Annotated in this window: 16 protein-coding genes; 10 read left to right on the top strand and 6 right to left on the bottom strand. The window is 71.8% G+C overall.

The window, feature by feature from the left end:
• The first annotated feature begins 96 nt into the window (after nucleotides 1–96).
• Nucleotides 97–525: a MarR family winged helix-turn-helix transcriptional regulator gene (locus N5I75_RS28590; RefSeq protein ID WP_476682359.1), complete on the top strand. Its 429-nt coding sequence runs from the start codon at nucleotides 97–99 to the stop codon at nucleotides 523–525.
• Nucleotides 526–556: 31 nt separating this feature from the next.
• On the opposite strand, the gene N5I75_RS28595 is transcribed toward N5I75_RS28590, so the two are convergent.
• Entirely contained in the window at nucleotides 557–1420 is an 864-nt protein-coding gene (locus N5I75_RS28595; protein ID WP_476682023.1) for a diacylglycerol kinase family protein, read from the bottom strand.
• A 163-nt stretch (nucleotides 1421–1583) separates the two neighbouring features.
• On the opposite strand from N5I75_RS28595, the gene N5I75_RS28600 reads away from it, so the two are divergent.
• A complete protein-coding gene (locus N5I75_RS28600; protein ID WP_476682025.1) occupies nucleotides 1584–2867 on the top strand; it encodes an adenylosuccinate synthase in 1284 nt (427 codons plus the stop codon).
• A gap of 85 nt (nucleotides 2868–2952) precedes the next feature.
• On the opposite strand, the gene N5I75_RS28605 is transcribed toward N5I75_RS28600, so the two are convergent.
• Nucleotides 2953–4794, bottom strand: a complete 1842-nt coding sequence (locus N5I75_RS28605) for a serine/threonine-protein kinase (protein ID WP_476682026.1) — start codon at nucleotides 4792–4794, stop codon at nucleotides 2953–2955.
• 241 nt (nucleotides 4795–5035) lie between these two features.
• On the opposite strand from N5I75_RS28605, the gene N5I75_RS28610 reads away from it, so the two are divergent.
• A complete protein-coding gene (locus N5I75_RS28610; RefSeq protein WP_476682028.1) occupies nucleotides 5036–6391 on the top strand; it encodes an aminotransferase class III-fold pyridoxal phosphate-dependent enzyme in 1356 nt (451 codons plus the stop codon).
• Between the two features lie 57 nt (nucleotides 6392–6448).
• Here the strand turns inward: N5I75_RS28610 and N5I75_RS28615 are convergent, their stop codons facing one another.
• The 3 genes from N5I75_RS28615 to N5I75_RS28625 all read right to left on the bottom strand — a co-directional run bounded on the left by N5I75_RS28615 (nucleotide 6449) and on the right by N5I75_RS28625 (nucleotide 8763).
• Complete coding sequence (locus N5I75_RS28615; RefSeq protein WP_476682030.1) at nucleotides 6449–7099, bottom strand: hypothetical protein; 651 nt, start codon at nucleotides 7097–7099, stop codon at nucleotides 6449–6451.
• Between the two features lie 89 nt (nucleotides 7100–7188).
• The gene (locus N5I75_RS28620) at nucleotides 7189–7863 is read right to left on the bottom strand and encodes a GntR family transcriptional regulator (protein ID WP_476682032.1); all 675 of its coding nucleotides are present in this window, start codon (nucleotides 7861–7863) and stop codon (nucleotides 7189–7191) included.
• 156 nt (nucleotides 7864–8019) lie between these two features.
• On the bottom strand, nucleotides 8020–8763 hold the full coding sequence (locus N5I75_RS28625) for an SLATT domain-containing protein (RefSeq protein WP_476682034.1): 744 nt from the start codon (nucleotides 8761–8763) through the stop codon (nucleotides 8020–8022).
• Nucleotides 8764–9030: 267 nt separating this feature from the next.
• Here N5I75_RS28625 and N5I75_RS28630 point away from each other — a divergent pair, with 267 nt between their 5' ends.
• The 7 genes from N5I75_RS28630 to N5I75_RS28660 all read left to right on the top strand — a co-directional run bounded on the left by N5I75_RS28630 (nucleotide 9031) and on the right by N5I75_RS28660 (nucleotide 15572).
• The gene (locus N5I75_RS28630; protein WP_394432073.1) at nucleotides 9031–9381 is read left to right on the top strand and encodes a YbaB/EbfC family nucleoid-associated protein; all 351 of its coding nucleotides are present in this window, start codon (nucleotides 9031–9033) and stop codon (nucleotides 9379–9381) included.
• Nucleotides 9382–9447: 66 nt separating this feature from the next.
• On the top strand, nucleotides 9448–10047 hold the full coding sequence (gene recR, locus N5I75_RS28635) for a recombination mediator RecR (protein ID WP_018529216.1): 600 nt from the start codon (nucleotides 9448–9450) through the stop codon (nucleotides 10045–10047).
• On the top strand, nucleotides 10040–10702 hold the full coding sequence (locus N5I75_RS28640) for a DUF5063 domain-containing protein (RefSeq protein WP_476682037.1): 663 nt from the start codon (nucleotides 10040–10042) through the stop codon (nucleotides 10700–10702). The genes recR and N5I75_RS28640 overlap by 8 nt, the downstream gene beginning before the upstream one ends.
• Nucleotides 10703–10934: 232 nt before the next feature.
• Complete coding sequence (locus N5I75_RS28645; RefSeq protein ID WP_476682039.1) at nucleotides 10935–12221, top strand: aspartate kinase; 1287 nt, start codon at nucleotides 10935–10937, stop codon at nucleotides 12219–12221.
• Nucleotides 12221–13294, top strand: coding sequence for an aspartate-semialdehyde dehydrogenase (locus N5I75_RS28650; protein ID WP_476682041.1), 1074 nt, complete (start codon nucleotides 12221–12223; stop codon nucleotides 13292–13294). Before N5I75_RS28645 ends, N5I75_RS28650 begins: the two co-directional genes overlap by 1 nt.
• Before the next feature lie 374 nt (nucleotides 13295–13668).
• A complete protein-coding gene (locus tag N5I75_RS28655) occupies nucleotides 13669–14358 on the top strand; it encodes a SigE family RNA polymerase sigma factor (protein ID WP_361068843.1) in 690 nt (229 codons plus the stop codon).
• Nucleotides 14355–15572 carry a hypothetical protein gene (locus tag N5I75_RS28660; RefSeq protein ID WP_476682043.1) on the top strand — a complete coding sequence of 406 codons (1218 nt, stop codon included), beginning with the start codon at nucleotides 14355–14357 and terminating at the stop codon, nucleotides 15570–15572. Before N5I75_RS28655 ends, N5I75_RS28660 begins: the two co-directional genes overlap by 4 nt.
• A 3-nt stretch (nucleotides 15573–15575) precedes the next feature.
• Here N5I75_RS28660 and N5I75_RS28665 read toward each other — a convergent pair whose 3' ends face one another.
• A complete protein-coding gene (locus tag N5I75_RS28665; protein ID WP_476682045.1) occupies nucleotides 15576–16394 on the bottom strand; it encodes an SURF1 family protein in 819 nt (272 codons plus the stop codon).
• Nucleotides 16395–16435: the final 41 nt, after the last annotated feature.

Here is a 16435-nt window from a genome sequence, read left to right on the forward strand (position 1 = left end):
CGGAGAGAGGCGGGCGGGGACGTGGGCGAGGCGGAAGGGGGCGGCCGGGCGACGGACGGGGACGGCGGGACCGCGGGGCGGGTCGAGTTCGAGACCATGCTGCTCAGTCGGCACGGCTACTTGTTCGGGTCCCGTGCCAGATCCGACCGCTGGCGTCTGGACCGCAGCGCGTACATCCTGCTCAGCCGGATCCAGCTGGACGGACCCATGTCGATCGGCCAGCTCACCGAGGCGTTCGGCCTCGACGCCTCGACGCTGAACCGGCAGACGGCCGCGATGCTCCGCGCCGGGCTCGTCGAGCGCATCCCGGATCCGGACGGCGGCATCGCCCGCAAGTTCCGGGTCACGGCGGAGGGCGCCAAGAGCCTCGACGAGGACCGCGGCCTGAACGTCGAGGTCATCGGCGGACTCATGGCGGACTGGACCGAGGACGAGGTCGCCGGGTTCGCGGCGAGCCTGAAGCGCCTGAACCGGGCGATCGAGGATCTTGAGGGCCGTCCGTGGCCCCGGCCCGACGGATCATGAACCCGTAGAACCCGTAGAGCCTCCGCGAGGATCAGGGCAGCGCCAGCCCCCACGCCCCCACCCGTACCGTCCACATCCGCCGCCGGACCGGGCCCGCGATGGCGACCGTGTCCGTGCGGTAGCGGAAGTCGGGGCCCGTCACCGTGATCGTGCGGGCCGAGGCGCGCAGCGGGGGCGCGTCCGGGGTGCGCTGGATCTCGACGCGGGCGAGGCCCGTGCCGGTCGCCGGGCCCACCGAGACGTGCCGCACCGGCTGGTCCAGGTCGAGCAGGGTCGCGCCGTCCGCCTCGATCCGCAGCCGGGCCGGGGGGCCGGGGGCCTGGCCCGTGGGACGGGCGGGACGCGGCGCGAGCGTGCGGACCAGGGAGCGGCAGGTGCGCAGCCACGGCCGGGTGGCGCCCTCCGCGCCGTCCGCGCCGACGGACGGCTGGGTGAGCGGCGGGATGCGCAGCTCGCCGAGGACCACGCCGTCGCTGTCGTCGACGAGGAGATCGAGGCGGCGCTCCGCCCCGTCGAGCGCGGCGCGCGCCGCGGCGACCGCCCCGGACGGAATCCCGAGGGAGCGCGCGAGCGCCACCGCGCCCCCGACCGGGATCATCGAGAGCACCGCTCCGGACAGCTCACGCTCCCGGTGCAGAAGCGAGACGGCGCGCAGCAGCGCCCGGTCGTCGCCGATCACCACAGGGCGCCGCGCACCCCGTCTGGCCAGCGCTTTCGCGAATTCCTCCGGTCCCTCGGGCAGGCACACGCGGGCCGCCGCGCCCGCGCACAGCACATCCTTGGCGATCCGCACGGACTCCCCGTCCGCGCGCCGGGCGAGGGGGTCCACGAGCACCAGAACCTGCCGCGAAAGACCCTCGCCCGTCCGGTCAGCCGGCTGTTCCAAAGCCGCCACCTCGGCCTTGCCTCGCTTCCTCGGGTAGCATCTTTGTGCAAGAGCCCCTTGCGCTATTGCGCCAGGGGCTTCGTCTATTCCGGGGCACCCCAAGGCTTACGCATTCATCAGTGGCTGCGGCCCCTGACCTTGGACATGCCCCGCCCGGAAGGGGTGTACGCCTGTGCCCGCACTTGTGCTGCTCGGTGCTCAGTGGGGTGACGAAGGCAAGGGAAAGGCCACCGACCTGCTCGGTGGATCCGTGGACTATGTAGTGCGCTACCAAGGCGGCAACAACGCCGGCCACACGGTCGTCGTCGGCGACCAGAAGTACGCGCTGCATCTCCTCCCTTCCGGAATCCTCTCGCCGGAGTGCACGCCGGTCATCGGAAACGGTGTCGTCGTCGACCCGTCGGTCCTGCTCTCCGAGCTGAGCGGTCTGAACGAGCGCGGCGTCGACACGTCCAAGCTCCTGCTCAGCGGTAACGCGCACATCATCACGCCGTACAACGTGACCGTCGACAAGGTGACGGAACGGTTCCTCGGCAAGCGCAAGATCGGCACCACCGGTCGCGGCATCGGCCCGACGTACGCGGACAAGATCAACCGCGTCGGCATCCGCGTCCAGGACCTCTACGACGAGTCGATCCTCACCCAGAAGGTCGAGGCGGCCCTCGAGGTCAAGAACCAGCTGCTCACCAAGCTCTACAACCGCCGCGCCATCGAGGCCCAGCAGGTCGTCGAGGAGCTGCTCGGCTACGCGGACCAGATCAAGGGCTACGTCGCCGACACCACCCTGATCCTCAACAAGGCGCTCGACGACGACAAGGTCGTGCTCTTCGAGGGCGGCCAGGGCACGCTCCTGGACATCGACCACGGCACGTACCCCTTCGTGACGTCGTCGAACCCGACCGCGGGCGGTGCCTGCACGGGCGCCGGCGTCGGCCCGACGAAGATCAGCCGCGTCATCGGCATCCTCAAGGCGTACACGACGCGTGTGGGCGCCGGTCCGTTCCCGACCGAGCTGTTCGACGACGACGGTGAGGCGCTGCGCCGCATCGGCGGCGAGCGGGGTGTCACCACCGGCCGTGACCGCCGCTGCGGCTGGTTCGACGCGGTCATCGCCCGCTACGCGACCCGCGTGAACGGCCTGACCGACTTCTTCCTCACCAAGCTCGACGTCCTCACGGGCTGGGAGCAGATCCCGGTCTGCGTCGCGTACGAGATCGACGGCAAGCGCGTCGAGGAACTCCCGTACTCGCAGACCGACTTCCACCACGCGAAGCCGGTCTACGAGATGCTGCCGGGCTGGTCCGAGGACATCACCAAGGCCAAGACCTTCGCCGACCTGCCGAAGAACGCGCAGGCCTATGTGAAGGCCCTTGAGGAGATGTCGGGCGCCCCGATCTCGGCCATCGGCGTCGGCCCCGGCCGCGACGAGACGATCGAGATCAACTCGTTCCTGTAGAGGGCACGTCCCACAGGGCATGCCCCGTACGCCCCGGTCCGCCTCGCGCGGGCCGGGGCGTACGCGTCGGACGGGCCCGGCCGCCTCAGCCCGCCTGGTCGTACACCGCTTCCTTGCCGGTGGTCATGACGCGGTTCAGCTGCCCCGAGGGGAGCACGGTGAGCTTGCTGGCCGCTCCGGGGGCACAGGTGGGCGCGGCGGGGCCGGACACCACGTCGGTCCGGCCGATGTTCAGGGAATCGCCGTCGGCCGACACCAGGCTGCCCTCGAACAGGCAGCGGTAGGTGGTGCCGGACCCCAGCGAACCGTCCGCCGTCATCGACAGGACGGTGTCGCCGGGCCCGCCCTGCCGGATGGTCAGGCGGTACACGGTGCCCTTCTCGTCCGTCCTGTCCCAGCTGCCGAGGAACTGCGTCGGTATCGCGCCCGAGGCCGCCTGCGGGTCCTGCCCCTGGTCGGTGGAGGGCGGCGGACTGGTCGACGGCGCGTCGGGGCCCGGCTGGGCCGACGCCGTGACCGTCCCCGACGGCGACGCCGTGCCGCCGCCCGCCCGCGACCCCGCGGTGCCGTCGTCCTTCATCAGGGCGAAGACCGAGCCGCCCGCGCCGAGAGCCACTATCAGCGCGACCGCGATCAGCGCCGCCGTGGACCGGCCCCGGCGCGGCGGCTCCTGCTGCGGCGAGACGAGCGGGGCCGGACCGTAGGGCGGGGTCTGGCCCCAGCTCCCGTGCGGATAGCCGTACGCGGCCGGCTGCGGCTGGTACGGCGACGGGTAGCCGTAGGCGGGCGCGGCCGGGGCCGGCGTCGGCGGCGCCGCTTCCTGGCCGACGGCCATCGTGGGCAGATGGTCGAGCTGGGCCCTGCCCGGCTGGCCCGGCGGCGGCACCGGGTCCGGGGTGCCCTGCTGCGTAGGCGTAGGCGTAGGCGTGGGCGTGGGCGTGGGCGTGGGTGTCGGCGTGGGCGCGGGTCCTTCGGGGGCGGCCCGCGTCCCCTGGTCCGGGTCCTCCGAGTCCAGCAACTGCACCGCGTGCCGGCCCAGTTGGGCCACGAGCGCGCCGGGCAGCCACGGGTCGCGGGTGCGGCCGCCGTCGCCCAGGGTGTCCTCGGCGCCGGTGCGCTCCAGGATCTCCCGCAGCGAGGGGCGCGCGGCGGGCTGCTTGCGCAGGCAGTCCCGTACGAGATCCTGCAGGCCCTCGGGGACCCGGTCCAGGTCGGGCTCCTCCTGGGCGATGCGGAACATCATCGCGTGCACGCCGCTGGTGGACGTGCCGAACGGCAGCGCGCCCGTCGCCGCGTACGCCAGGACCGAGCCGAGGCAGAACACGTCGCACGCCGGGGTGATCCGGTCGCCGCGCACCTGCTCGGGCGCCATGAAACCCGGTGATCCGACCAGCGCGCCCGTCCGCGTGAGCCCGCCGTCGGTGACGGTCTCCAGGGCGCGGGCTATGCCGAAGTCGATGACGCGCGGCCCGTCGATCGTGACCAGGACGTTCGACGGCTTGAGGTCGCGGTGGATCAGCCCCGCCTCGTGGATGTCCTGCAGCGCGTGCGCGAGACCGGCCCCGAGGATCCGCACGGAACGCTCCGGCAGCGCCCCGTAGTCGTGCGAGACGACCTGCTGGAGCGCGGGCCCCGCCACATATCCCGTCGCCACCCACGGGATCTCCGCGTCCGTGTCCGCGTCGAGCACGGGCGCCGTCCACGCGCCGCCGACCTGCCGCGCCGCCTGCACCTCCTGCCGGAAGCGCGACCTGAACTCCTCCTGCTCCGCCAGCTCCTGGCGGACCAGCTTCACGGCGACGGTACGGCCGCGCTCGGAGCGCGCCAGGTACACCTGTCCCATACCGCCCGCGCCGAGCCGGCCGAGCAGCCGGTACGCCCCGATGCGCTGCGGATCCCCCGCCCCCAACGGTTCGAGCCTCTCCATGTCGCGCCACCCTCCCCCGTACGTGACCAACCCTCTGAGAATAGTGCGGACATACGACAGAGAGGCCCGGAGCGGCTCACACGGTTCCGTAACGGACGCGGAGAGTGATATACGCGCGGAGAGTGACATGCGCGGGGAAAGTGACCCGCGCGCGGCGCACGACAGGGTGTCGTGTCCGGCGCTGTCCCGCAGACAGGACGCCGATAGTGCGCGGGCGGGCGTCGCCCTTACCCTCGGGCCCATGACCCCTCAGCCGAATCCCCAGGTCGGCGCCGCCGTGAAGGCCGCGGACCGTGCGCACGTGTTCCACTCCTGGTCCGCACAGGAGCTCATCGACCCCCTCGCCGTCGCCGGTGCCGAAGGCTCGTACTTCTGGGACTACGACGGCAACCGCTACCTCGACTTCGCCTCCGGGCTCGTCTTCACCAACATCGGCTACCAGCACCCGAAGGTCGTCGCGGCGATCCAGGAGCAGGCCGCGAAGATGACGACGTTCGCCCCCGCGTTCGCCGTCGAGGCCCGCTCGGAGGCCGCACGCCTCATCGCCGAGCGCACCCCCGGCGACCTCGACAAGATCTTCTTCACCAACGGCGGCGCCGACGCCGTCGAGCACGCCCTGCGGATGGCCCGCCTGCACACGGGCCGCCCGAAGATCCTCTCCGCCTACCGCTCGTACCACGGCGGCACCCAGCAGGCCGTGAACGTCACCGGCGACCCGCGCCGCTGGGCCAGCGACACCGGCACGGCGGGCGTCGTCCGCTTCTGGGCGCCGTTCCTGTACCGCTCCCGCTTCTACGCGGAGACGGAGGCGCAGGAGTGCGAGCGCGCCTTGGAGCACTTGGAGTCGACGATCCAGTTCGAGGGTCCGGCGACGATCGCGGCGATCATCCTGGAGACGGTCCCCGGCACGGCGGGCATCATGCTGCCGCCCGAGGGCTACCTCGCGGGCGTCCGCGCGCTGTGCGACAAGTACGGCATCGTCTTCGTCCTCGACGAGGTCATGGCGGGCTTCGGCCGCACGGGTACGTGGTTCGCGGCGGACCTGTACGGGGTGGTGCCGGACCTCATGACCTTCGCCAAGGGCGTCAACTCCGGCTACGTGCCGCTCGGCGGCGTCGCGATCTCCGGCGCCATCGCGGAGACGTTCGCGAAGCGGCCCTACCCCGGCGGGCTCACCTACTCCGGGCACCCGCTGGCCTGCGCCGCCGCCGTCGCCACGATCGAGGTCATGGCGGAGGAGGGCATCGTCGAGCACGCCGCGAAGCTCGGCGCGGACGTCATCGAGCCCGGTCTGCGCGAGCTGGCCGAGCGGCACCCCTCGGTGGGCGAGGTGCGCGGCACCGGCATGTTCTGGGCCCTGGATCTCGTACGGGACCGGGAGACGCGCGAGCCGCTGGTGCCGTACAACGCGGCCGGCGAGGCCAACGCGCCGATGGCCGCCTTCGCCGCCGCCGCGAAGAAGCAGGGGCTCTGGCCGTTCGTGAACATGAACCGGACGCATGTGGTGCCGCCGCTGAACATCAGCGAGGCGGAGGCCAGGGAGGGGCTCGCGGCGCTGGACGCGGCGCTCGGCGTCGCGGACGAGCACGTGGCCTGAGGGCGTAGGGGTGGTGGGGCGCAGGGGGCCGGTGGCCCCCGCGCCCCGTTCGCCGTCTCAGCTGAAGATGATCATTGAGCCCTGGGCCAGGCTGCGCGTCGCCGCCTGGTGCAGGCCCAGCCACACATGGCGCTCCCGGGCGAACGGGCCCTCGCCGGGGGCGACCGGCGCTGCCGGTTCCTCCAGTTCGGTGGGGGCGGCGGGCGGGGCCGGGGGGCGCGGCGGGTTCGCCGGGTCGATGCCGATCGACGGGGCCACGTACTCCAGTTCGCGCAGAAGTGCGTGCGAGGAGCCCAGCGGGCCGCCGCCTTCGAGGAGTTCGTCGTTGGACAGCGGCGCCGGGAAGTCCACGGGGACGTACGCGCCCGCGTGGTCGTAGTGCCACACCAGGTGCGACGCCTGCGCCGTCGACTCGAACATCTCCAGCAACTGCTCGTAGTCGCCGCCCAGTTCGTCCACCGGCTCCACCGCGAGACCGCACATCTGCAGCAGGTACGCGCGGCGCAGGAAGTGCAGCGCGTCGTAGTCGAACCCGGCCACCGGGGCCACGTCGCCGGAGAGGCCCGGCATGTACGCGTAGACCGGGACCGAAGGCAGGCCCGCCTCGTGCAGGGCCTTGTCGTAGAGCGCGAGTTCTTCCGCGAACGGGTTGTCGGGGCTGTGGCACAGCACGTCGACGAGCGGGACGAGCCACAGGTCACAGGCCAAGGGGGCTCCTTAGGGCTCCGGTTGTCAGGTCAGGGTAGTGCGCGGCGGCCCGGCACAGCCCTGTCTTGCGGGTACCCGCTTCCGGGCTCTCAGCGGCCCGCTTCACCGGCGAGGCGTTCGAGGAGGTGGAGCGAGTCCCGGTTGTACCCCGCGATGATCGCCTGCGCGGCCGGGGCGTCATGGCGGGCCAGGGCGTCCACGAGCGCGCAGTGGCCGGACCACAGGACGCCCCGCAGGTCGTCGGCGCGGCGCAGGAGCGGGACCGCGCACATCCAGGACTGGACGCGCAGGCGGTGGAAGAAGTCCGAGAGGTACGGGTTGCCGAACAGGGCGGCCAGTTCGCGCCAGAACCTCAGGTCGTAGCCGATCAGGACGTTCAGGTCGCCCGCGCCCGCCGCGCGGGCCGCCTCCTCGCCCCGGCGGCGGACCCCGGTGAGGGCGCCCTCGGGGATGTCGGGCAGCGCGCGGAAGATGCCGTCGGCGACCAGGGAGCGGGCCTCGACGATCGCGCGGTAGTCGGTCAGGGAGTACTCGTGCACGCGGAAGCCGCGGTGCTGGGCGGAGTCGAGGAGGCCCTTGGCGGTCAGGTCGACCAGGGCCTCGCGGACCGGGGTCGCCGAGACGCCGTAGCCCTCGGCGATCTCCTTCACCGTGAACTCCTGGCCGGGGCAGAGGCGGCCCGCCAGGATCTCGTCCCGGAGTGCGTCCGCGATCTGCTGGCGCAGGGTGGAGCGGGTGACGGCGGGGCCGTCGAAAGCGGGCAAGGCGGGTCCCTCCGGGTCTACCGGGCCGTCAATGTGCCCCGAACTCTATGTCCCTGTACGGAACCCGGCGTTCCCCGCCCACCCGCCCCACAGGGGTTCGAGGGGACTACGTCCCCTCAGACCCCAGCGCCCCGGCCCCGCGCGGCACCCCCGCCCCTACCGCGGCTCCGGTGGCCGCTGCCGCGGCATGTTCGGGCGCGTTCCCGGAGGCAGGGGAAAGCGGGTCGTCGGAGGGTCCTGGGGCGGGCGGGGCGGTGTCGGGATCAGGGGGTGCAGGGACAGCGGCAGCGGGCCCGTGCGGAATTCGAGCATCCAGTCCGCCGTCTCCGCCCGGACCAGCTCCGTCACGTCCTCCGAGAACCGGCGCAGAACGGAGAGGCACCGCTCGGCGGCCTCCCCGGCGGTGCCCTCGGTCGGGCCGAGCACCTCGCGGACGCACTCCGACGCCCAGTCGAACTGGAGCACCTGGAGGCGGCGCTGCACGGCCTGCGCCGTCGCCACGTCCCGCATCCAGCCGGACGTCAGGCCGAACCAGCGGTCGCAGCCGACGCAGGCCACCGCGAGCAGCAGGCCCAGGTAGCCCCAGACCGCGGCGCCCGCCACCGCCCCCGCCAGATCGAGCAGCGGCAGCGCCCCCGCCGCCAGCGCCCCGAGCACCGCCCCGCCACGCAGCGCCCGCGCCACCCGCCGCTTCCACGCCCGCTGGGCCAGGTACCACTCCGCCGTCCGCAGGGCCCCGCGCTCCACCCACCGGTACAGCTCGTCGAGGCGCTCGGCCGGTTCGCCCCAGTCGCCGAGCGGGAACTCCCGGCCGGTGAGGTCGTGGTCGTCCGAGGTGCTGCGGCCCTCGCCCGGCCCCTTCTGGGGCGGTCCTTCGGGCTGCATGTCCGGCTGACTCACCCGGCACTCCTCGATCGGTCACGGTTGGTACGGCATCTTCGGCATCTTCCTACCGCCCAATGGGTGGCCGACGCCCCGGTTCCGCGGCTTTTCCGCTCAGACGTGGGCCCTCATCAGGTAGGGGAAAGCGGCGCATCTCACTCGAAAGAGTGTGGTGCGAGGTGCCGGGGCGGGCACTCCTCGGACCACGTACGCTCGTTTCAGGGACGCGCCCGCGTCCCTGAAACGACGGATGTCGACGATCTTGACGCGGAACAGGAGCTGATCGTGATCCCCGGTGGTGGCCAGCCCAACATGCAGCAGCTGCTCCAGCAGGCCCAGAAGATGCAGCAGGACCTCGCGGCGGCCCAGGAGGAGCTGGCGCGGACCGAGGTCGACGGTCAGGCGGGCGGCGGCCTCGTCAAGGCGACGGTGACCGGCTCCGGCGAGCTGCGCGGCCTGGTCATCGACCCGAAGGCGGTCGACCCGGAGGACACCGAGACCCTGGCCGACCTGGTCGTCGCCGCGGTCCAGGCGGCGAACGAGAACGCCCAGACGCTCCAGCAGCAGAAGCTCGGCCCGCTGGCCCAGGGCCTCGGCGGGGGCGGCGCGAGCGGCATCCCGGGCCTCCCCTTCTAGCCCCGGCGCCGACTACCGTACGAGCCAGAAGCAGACGAGCAGCACCTACCGGAAGGCATCCGACCCGTGTACGAAGGCGTGGTCCAGGACCTCATCGACGAACTGGGCAGACTGCCCGGCGTCGGTCCCAAGAGCGCGCAGCGGATCGCCTTCCACATCCTGCAGGCCGAGCCGACGGACGTGCGCCGGCTCGCGCAGGCGCTGATGGAGGTCAAGGCGAAGGTCCGCTTCTGCGCGACGTGCGGGAACGTGGCGCAGGAGGAGCTGTGCAACATCTGCCGCGATCCGCGCCGCGACCTCTCCGTCATCTGTGTCGTCGAGGAGCCCAAGGACGTCGTCGCGATCGAGCGCACGCGTGAGTTCCGCGGCAAGTACCACGTCCTCGGCGGCGCCATCAGCCCGATCGAGGGCGTGGGCCCGGACGACCTGCGGATAAGGGAGCTGCTCGCCCGGCTCGCCGACGGGACGGTCACGGAGCTGATCCTCGCGACCGACCCGAACCTGGAGGGCGAGGCGACAGCGACGTACCTCGCCCGGATGATCAAGCCCATGGGCCTGAAGGTCACCCGCCTGGCCAGCGGCCTCCCCGTCGGGGGCGACCTGGAGTACGCGGACGAGGTCACCCTCGGCCGGGCCTTCGAGGGGAGACGACTCCTAGATGTCTGACGCCACGCTGCACGCCACCGCCCCGGATCCGGACAGCTTCGCCGTCCAGATCTCCGACCAGATCGAGTCGTTCATCGTCGCGGTCACCGAGATCGCGAAGGGGGACGAGCCCGACTCCGCCATCCCGTTCCTGCTGCTCGAGGTCTCGCAGCTGATGCTGGCCGGCGGGCGGCTCGGCGCGCACGAGGACATCGTCCCCGACGAGCGCTACGAGCCCGATCTCGGACCGGAGCAGGACGTGGACGAGATGCGGGAGCGGCTCGCCGCGATGCTCGCGCCGGTCGACGTGTACTCCGAGGTCTTCGACCCGTACGAGCCCCGCAAGGCCCGGGTCGCGGCGCGGATCTCCGACGACCTGACCGACGTCGTCGCCGATCTGCGCCACGGCATGGCGCACTACCGGGCGGGCCGGGTCACCGAGGCGCTGTGGTGGTGGCAGTTCTCGTACTTCTCGAACTGGGGCTCCACCGCGTCGGCGACGCTGCGCGCGCTGCAGTCCCTGGTCGCGCACGTCCGGCTCAACCAGCCGCTCGACGACCTGGACGGGCTCGACACGGACGAGGATCTCGCCGGTGAGGACGCGCTCGCCGAGGAGGCCGGGCAGGTCATGGTGGAGGAGATCGCCGGTCCGCTGGGCCTGCGACCCGTCAAGTGAACACTCGTATCAGTACGTGACCTGGCACACTTTCCGCTTGCCCGGGTCGCCGTTGGGCATGTGCTTGATCGGGCGGCCGGACCCCGGCCAACAGTTCCCCGGTGATCACGTCGTGAGCGGGACATCTCACGATGCGGTATCGCTGGGGCGGATTTCGGCCGCTCGTTAAACTGAGCCGACCGCAGTACGCATACGTACATGTGGTGACAGACGGACTGAGCGAGGAGCGCACGTGGGCCTTGTCGTGCAGAAGTACGGAGGCTCCTCCGTAGCCGATGCCGAGGGCATCAAGCGGGTCGCCAAGCGCGTGGTGGACGCCAAGAAGAACGGCAACCAGGTGGTTGTCGTGGTGTCCGCGATGGGTGACACGACGGATGAGTTGATCGATCTCGCCGAGCAGGTTTCCCCGATCCCTGCCGGACGAGAGTTCGACATGCTGCTGACCGCCGGGGAGCGGATCTCCATGGCCCTGCTTGCCATGGCGATCAAAAACCTGGGCCACGAGGCCCAGTCGTTCACGGGCAGCCAGGCCGGCGTCATCACCGACTCGGTCCACAACAAAGCCCGGATCATCGACGTCACCCCGGGCCGCATCCGGACCTCCATCGAAGAGGGCAACATCGCCATCGTCGCGGGGTTCCAGGGCGTCAGCCAGGAGGGCAAGAACATCACGACCCTCGGGCGTGGTGGCTCGGACACCACGGCCGTGGCGCTGGCCGCCGCGCTCGACGCCGAGGTCTGTGAGATCTACACCGACGTCGACGGCGTGTTCACGGCCGACCCGCGCGTGGTGAAGAAGGCGCGGAAGATCGACTGGATCTCCTTCGAGGACATGCTGGAGCTGGCCAGCTCCGGGTCGAAGGTGCTGCTCCACCGCTGTGTGGAGTACGCCCGCCGCTACAACATCCCGATCCATGTGCGGTCCAGCTTCAGCGGACTGCAGGGCACCTGGGTCAGCAACGAGCCGATCGAGAAGAAGCAGCAAGGGGACAAGGCCGTGGAGCAGGCGATCATCTCCGGTGTCGCGCACGACACCTCCGAGGCCAAGATCACCGTGGTCGGTGTGCCGGACAAGCCGGGCGAGGCCGCGAAGATCTTCCGCGCGGTCGCGGACGCCGCGATCAACCTCGACATGATCGTCCAGAACGTGTCGGCGGCGTCGACCGGTCTGACCGACATCTCCTTCACGCTGCCCAAGACCGAGGGCCGCAAGGCCATCGACGCCCTGGAGAAGCAGCGCGCCAACGTGGGCTTCGACTCGCTGCGCTACGACGACCAGATCGCCAAGATCTCCCTGGTCGGCGCCGGTATGAAGACGAACCCGGGTGTCACGGCCGGGTTCTTCGAGGCGCTCACCGACGCGGGCGTCAACATCGAGCTGATCTCGACCTCCGAGATCCGCATCTCGGTCGTCACCCGCGCCGACGACGTGAACGAGGCCGTGCGCGCCGTGCACTCCGCCTTCGGGCTCGACTCGGACTCCGACGAGGCCGTGGTCTACGGGGGCACCGGCCGCTGATGGCCGCAGCCGATCCCGCAGGGCGTCCGACGCTCGCGGTCGTGGGAGCGACCGGGAGCGTCGGCGCCGTGCTGTTGCAGATCCTGTCGCAGCACGCGGACATCTGGGGCGAGATCCGGCTCGTCGCCTCGGCGCGCTCGGCGGGGCGCAAGCTCACCCTGCGCGGTACCCAGGTCGAGGTGGTGGCCCTGGAGGAGTCCGTCTTCGACGGGGTGGACGTCGCCATGTTCGACGTGCCCGACGAGGTCGCCGCCGCATGGGCGCCCATCGCCGCGTCCAAGGGCGTCGTGGTCGTCGACAACTCGGCCGCGTTCCGCATGGACCCGGACGTGCCGCTCGTCGTCCCCGAGGTCAATCCGCACGCCGCGCGCGTGCGCCCGCGCGGGATCATCTCCAGCGCCAACTGCACGACCTTGTCGATGATCGTCGCCGTCGGCGCGCTGCACGCCGAGTTCGGCCTGGACGAGCTGGTCGTCTCCAGCTACCAGGCGGTCAGCGGGGCAGGACGGGCCGGCGTCGAGACGCTGCGCGCCCAGCTCTCCCTCGTCGCCGGTACGGAGCTGGGCACCAGCCCCGGCGATGTGCGCCGGGCGGTCGGCGATCAGACCGGTCCCTTCCCGGAGCCGGTCGCGCTCAACGTCGTGCCGTGGGCCGGTACGCCGCGCGAGGACGGCTGGTCCTCGGAGGAGATGAAGGTCCGGGACGAGACCCGCAAGATCCTCGGGCTGCCCGACCTCAAGGTCGCCGTGACCTGTGTACGGGTGCCGGTCGTCACGACGCACTCCGCCACCGTCCACGCCCGCTTCCAGAGCGAGGTCACCGTCGACAAGGCGCGCGAGATCCTCGCGACCGCGCCCGGCGTCGTCCTGTTCGACAACCCGGCCGCCGGGGAGTTCCCCACGCCCGCCGACGCGGTCGGCACCGATCCCACCTGGGTGGGCCGCGTCCGGCGCTCGCTCGACGACCCGAACGGGCTCGAACTCTTCGTGTGCGGGGACAATTTGCGCAAAGGTGCCGCTCTCAACACCGCGCAACTCGCCGAGCTGGTGGCCGCCGAGTTCACCGGGGCCTGAGAAACCCGCGCATATGCCAATGAGTTGTCGATCTCGCTCTTCACATATGCGGATCGCCTCGTAGGATCTGTGAGAGTTCTGTGGAAGGAAGTGGTTCACACCACTTGACGGCACCTCCTGGGCAGAACCCCGGACCGTTCGAAGAAATCCTCCCCGTCCCGCAACCGCAAGCGGGGCGGGGAGCGTCTCTGCGGGCACTTTCGGGGCGTCGTCTTCAGCCGGGGGCCGAACGCAGAGGGCAAATGGGGCGTAGGGGAAGAGCAGGTACGCATGTCGGCATTTGACGGGGCGTCATCGGTGGGGATGACGGAGTCTGTCGCAAATGAGGCGCCACACGCGTACAACCCTGACGGGGGGAAGCGTGTCCAACAGGCGTGGCAGAGGTACTCGACTTCACAGCGGTACAGGCGAGAGGCACGGCCTTGCGGCCCTCCCTCCCGACCCTCGCGCCCCTGGGGACCAGGCGTCCCCGGGGCGGCGCGGCCGGCGGCATGCCGGTGATCGCCCCCATGCCCGCGGCGCGGCCGGCGCAGCTCCCGGCACAACAAGGCGTTGACGACGTGACGGCGGCGGGCACCACAGTCGACCATCTCACCGAGACGTACCGCGCCCACTACCGGTCCCTCCTGGGGCTCGCGGCGCTGCTCCTGGACGACACGGCCTCCTGCGAGGACGTCGTCCAGGAGGCGTTCATCCGGGTCCACTCCGCGCGCAAACGCGTCCGTGACCCCGAGAAGACGCTGGCGTACCTGCGCCAGACCGTCGTCAACCTCTCGCGCTCCACGCTGCGCCGCCGCATCCTCGGGCTGAAGCTCCTCACGAAGCCGATGCCCGACATGGCGAGCGCGGAGGAGGGCGCCTACGACCTCCTGGAGCGCGACGCGCTGAAGGCGGCGCTGCGCGGGCTCCAGCGGCGCCAGCGCGAGGTGCTCGTCCTGCGCTACTTCGCGGACATGACCGAGGCGCAGGTCGCCGACGCGCTCGGGATATCCCTGGGGTCCGTGAAGGCGTACGGTTCCCGTGGCATCGCCGCGCTGCGCGTCGCCATGGAGGCGCCGGCATGAACCCCGCCCCCCGTGACCCCGCCCCCCATGACCCCGAGGACCGGTCCACGGACGCGGACCACCCCACGCACCACCACGAGCACCACCATGAGCACGACTTCGAGCATGACGCTGAGCACCACGCGCAGGACGAGCACGCAGGGAACGCAACTGTGAACGACGCACCCCGTCGTCCGGCCGATGCGGAGGCCGACGACGCGCTGGAACTGCGGCGGATGATGCGGCACGCCGTCGCCGACATCGCGCCCACGGACGAGGCCCTGGAGCGGCTGCGCCGCGCGGTCCCCGCCCGCCGGGCCCGCAAACGGCAGGCCCTGGTCGGCGCGGTCGCCGCCGGGGTGTTCGTCGCCATGGCGGTCCCCGCCGTGCTGCACGTGACGAAGACGGCCTCCTCCGACCACCCTTCCATCGCCGGCCACAGTGAGGCCTCGCAGGGCGGCACCGGCGCCGGCAGGTCGGAGGGCGGCGGCGGCAAGGACACCGGTGGCACGCCCTCCCACGCGGAGGAGGAGCACGAGAAGGCCGACAAGAAGGACAAGGACAAGGGCGGCAAGGAGAAGTCCGGCGGCGCGAGCGACGGGGCGAGCGGTGGCCCGGACCCCGCGGCCACGGCCGCGGCCAAGTCCCCGGTCTGCAACGCGAACGACCTGAGCGACGCGGTCGCCACCGTCGGCCAGCCCCAGGCCGACGGCACGGTCTACGGCGCGTTCCGGGTGTCGAACGGCTCGTCCGGCAACTGCACGGTCGACAGCCCCGGCGCCGTCGTCACCCTCGCCGAGGGCGCGGCCGACCCCACCAGGGTCAGCGTCGTCGACCACACGGCGGGCGACCGCGCGACCGGTCTGCCCGACCCGTCGACCGAGCCGAGCCAGCTCATCCTCGAACCGGGGATGGCCTACGAGGTGCGGTTCGCCTGGGTGCCGTCGGCGACCTGCCCCTCGGCGGGCGGCTCCACCGGAGGCAGCACCGCTCCCAGCAACGGCGGCGGGGAGCCGACGCCCACACCGACGCCGTCCAGCGGCAGCACGGGCGACACGTCCTCCGAGTCGGCGACCTCCGACTCCGGCCTGTCGGCGCAGCTCGGCAGCGAGGACGAGCCGGGCAGCGTGGTCGTGTCGCACACGGCGGAGCCCGGCGCGCCGAGCGCGGCGGCGACGATCCCGGACGCGTGCGCGGGCACGGTGTACCGGACGGGCGTGCTCCCGGCGTCGTAGCCGTCAGACCGTCTTCGCGGGGGCCTCTGTGGGGGCTTCTGTGGCCGCCTCCTCGGCGGCCTCGTCGGTCAGGCCCAGCTCCGCGTCGCGCAGGGCCTCGGCCTCGCGGCGGACCAGGCGGAACCACATGAACAGCACGAAGCCCGCGAAGACGAACCACTCACCGGTGTAGCCGAGGTTCTGGAACGCCTTCAGGTCGAGGCCGCTGCCTTGGGACATGTCGGCCGGGACGGGCTCCATCCTCCCGTCCGCCGTGTCGAGCGTGACCCAGGCGTCGTACACGTCGTACGGGACGAGGTTCACGAGGGACGCCGCGCTGATCATGGAGACCTGGCCCGAGGGCAGGCCGCCCGCGGTGGTCACGCCGTTCGACCCGGCGGACTCGGAGGCCTGGAGCGCGCCGACCACCGTGACGTCGCCCTTCGGCGGGGCGGGGGCCTTGGCCGCGGACGCCGTGCCGGGCAGCCAGCCGCGGACCACGGGGAGCGCCTTGCCGGTGCCGTCGACCTTGAGGAGCGTCACGACGTAGAAGCCGGTGCGGTCGTCGAGGTCGCGGTCGGGGACCAGGAGCTGCTTGTCGTAGTGGCCGGTGGCCGTGGCGCGCCTGCCGGACGTCTTCTGGTCCACGGGCAGCAGGGAGGCGAGCGGCTCGGCGTCCGCCTTCTGGTTGGCGTCGCTCTGCTCGGACGCGGACCGGTGGTCCTGCACCCGGTCCTCGAAGCGGCTGAGCTGCCAGGAGCCCATGAAGACGCAGAAGGGGACCGCGAGCAGGACGAAGATGTTGATCCCCCACCAGCGGGGAGTCAGCAGGAACCGGTACACACCTACACGGTACGGGTCCGATGTAAGGACCGGTCCTGCGA

Source organism: Streptomyces sp. R818, assembly GCF_056172735.1.

Coding starts and splice junctions, on each gene's coding strand:
- N5I75_RS28660 (WP_476682043.1), top strand. CDS start 14,355: ATGAACCCCGCCCCCCGTGACCCCGCCCCCCATGACCCCGAGGACCGG.
- N5I75_RS28610 (WP_476682028.1), top strand. CDS start 5,036: ATGACCCCTCAGCCGAATCCCCAGGTCGGCGCCGCCGTGAAGGCCGCG.
- N5I75_RS28590 (WP_476682359.1), top strand. CDS start 97: ATGCTGCTCAGTCGGCACGGCTACTTGTTCGGGTCCCGTGCCAGATCC.
- N5I75_RS28640 (WP_476682037.1), top strand. CDS start 10,040: ATGTCTGACGCCACGCTGCACGCCACCGCCCCGGATCCGGACAGCTTC.
- N5I75_RS28650 (WP_476682041.1), top strand. CDS start 12,221: ATGGCCGCAGCCGATCCCGCAGGGCGTCCGACGCTCGCGGTCGTGGGA.
- N5I75_RS28605 (WP_476682026.1), bottom strand. CDS start 4,794: ATGGAGAGGCTCGAACCGTTGGGGGCGGGGGATCCGCAGCGCATCGGG.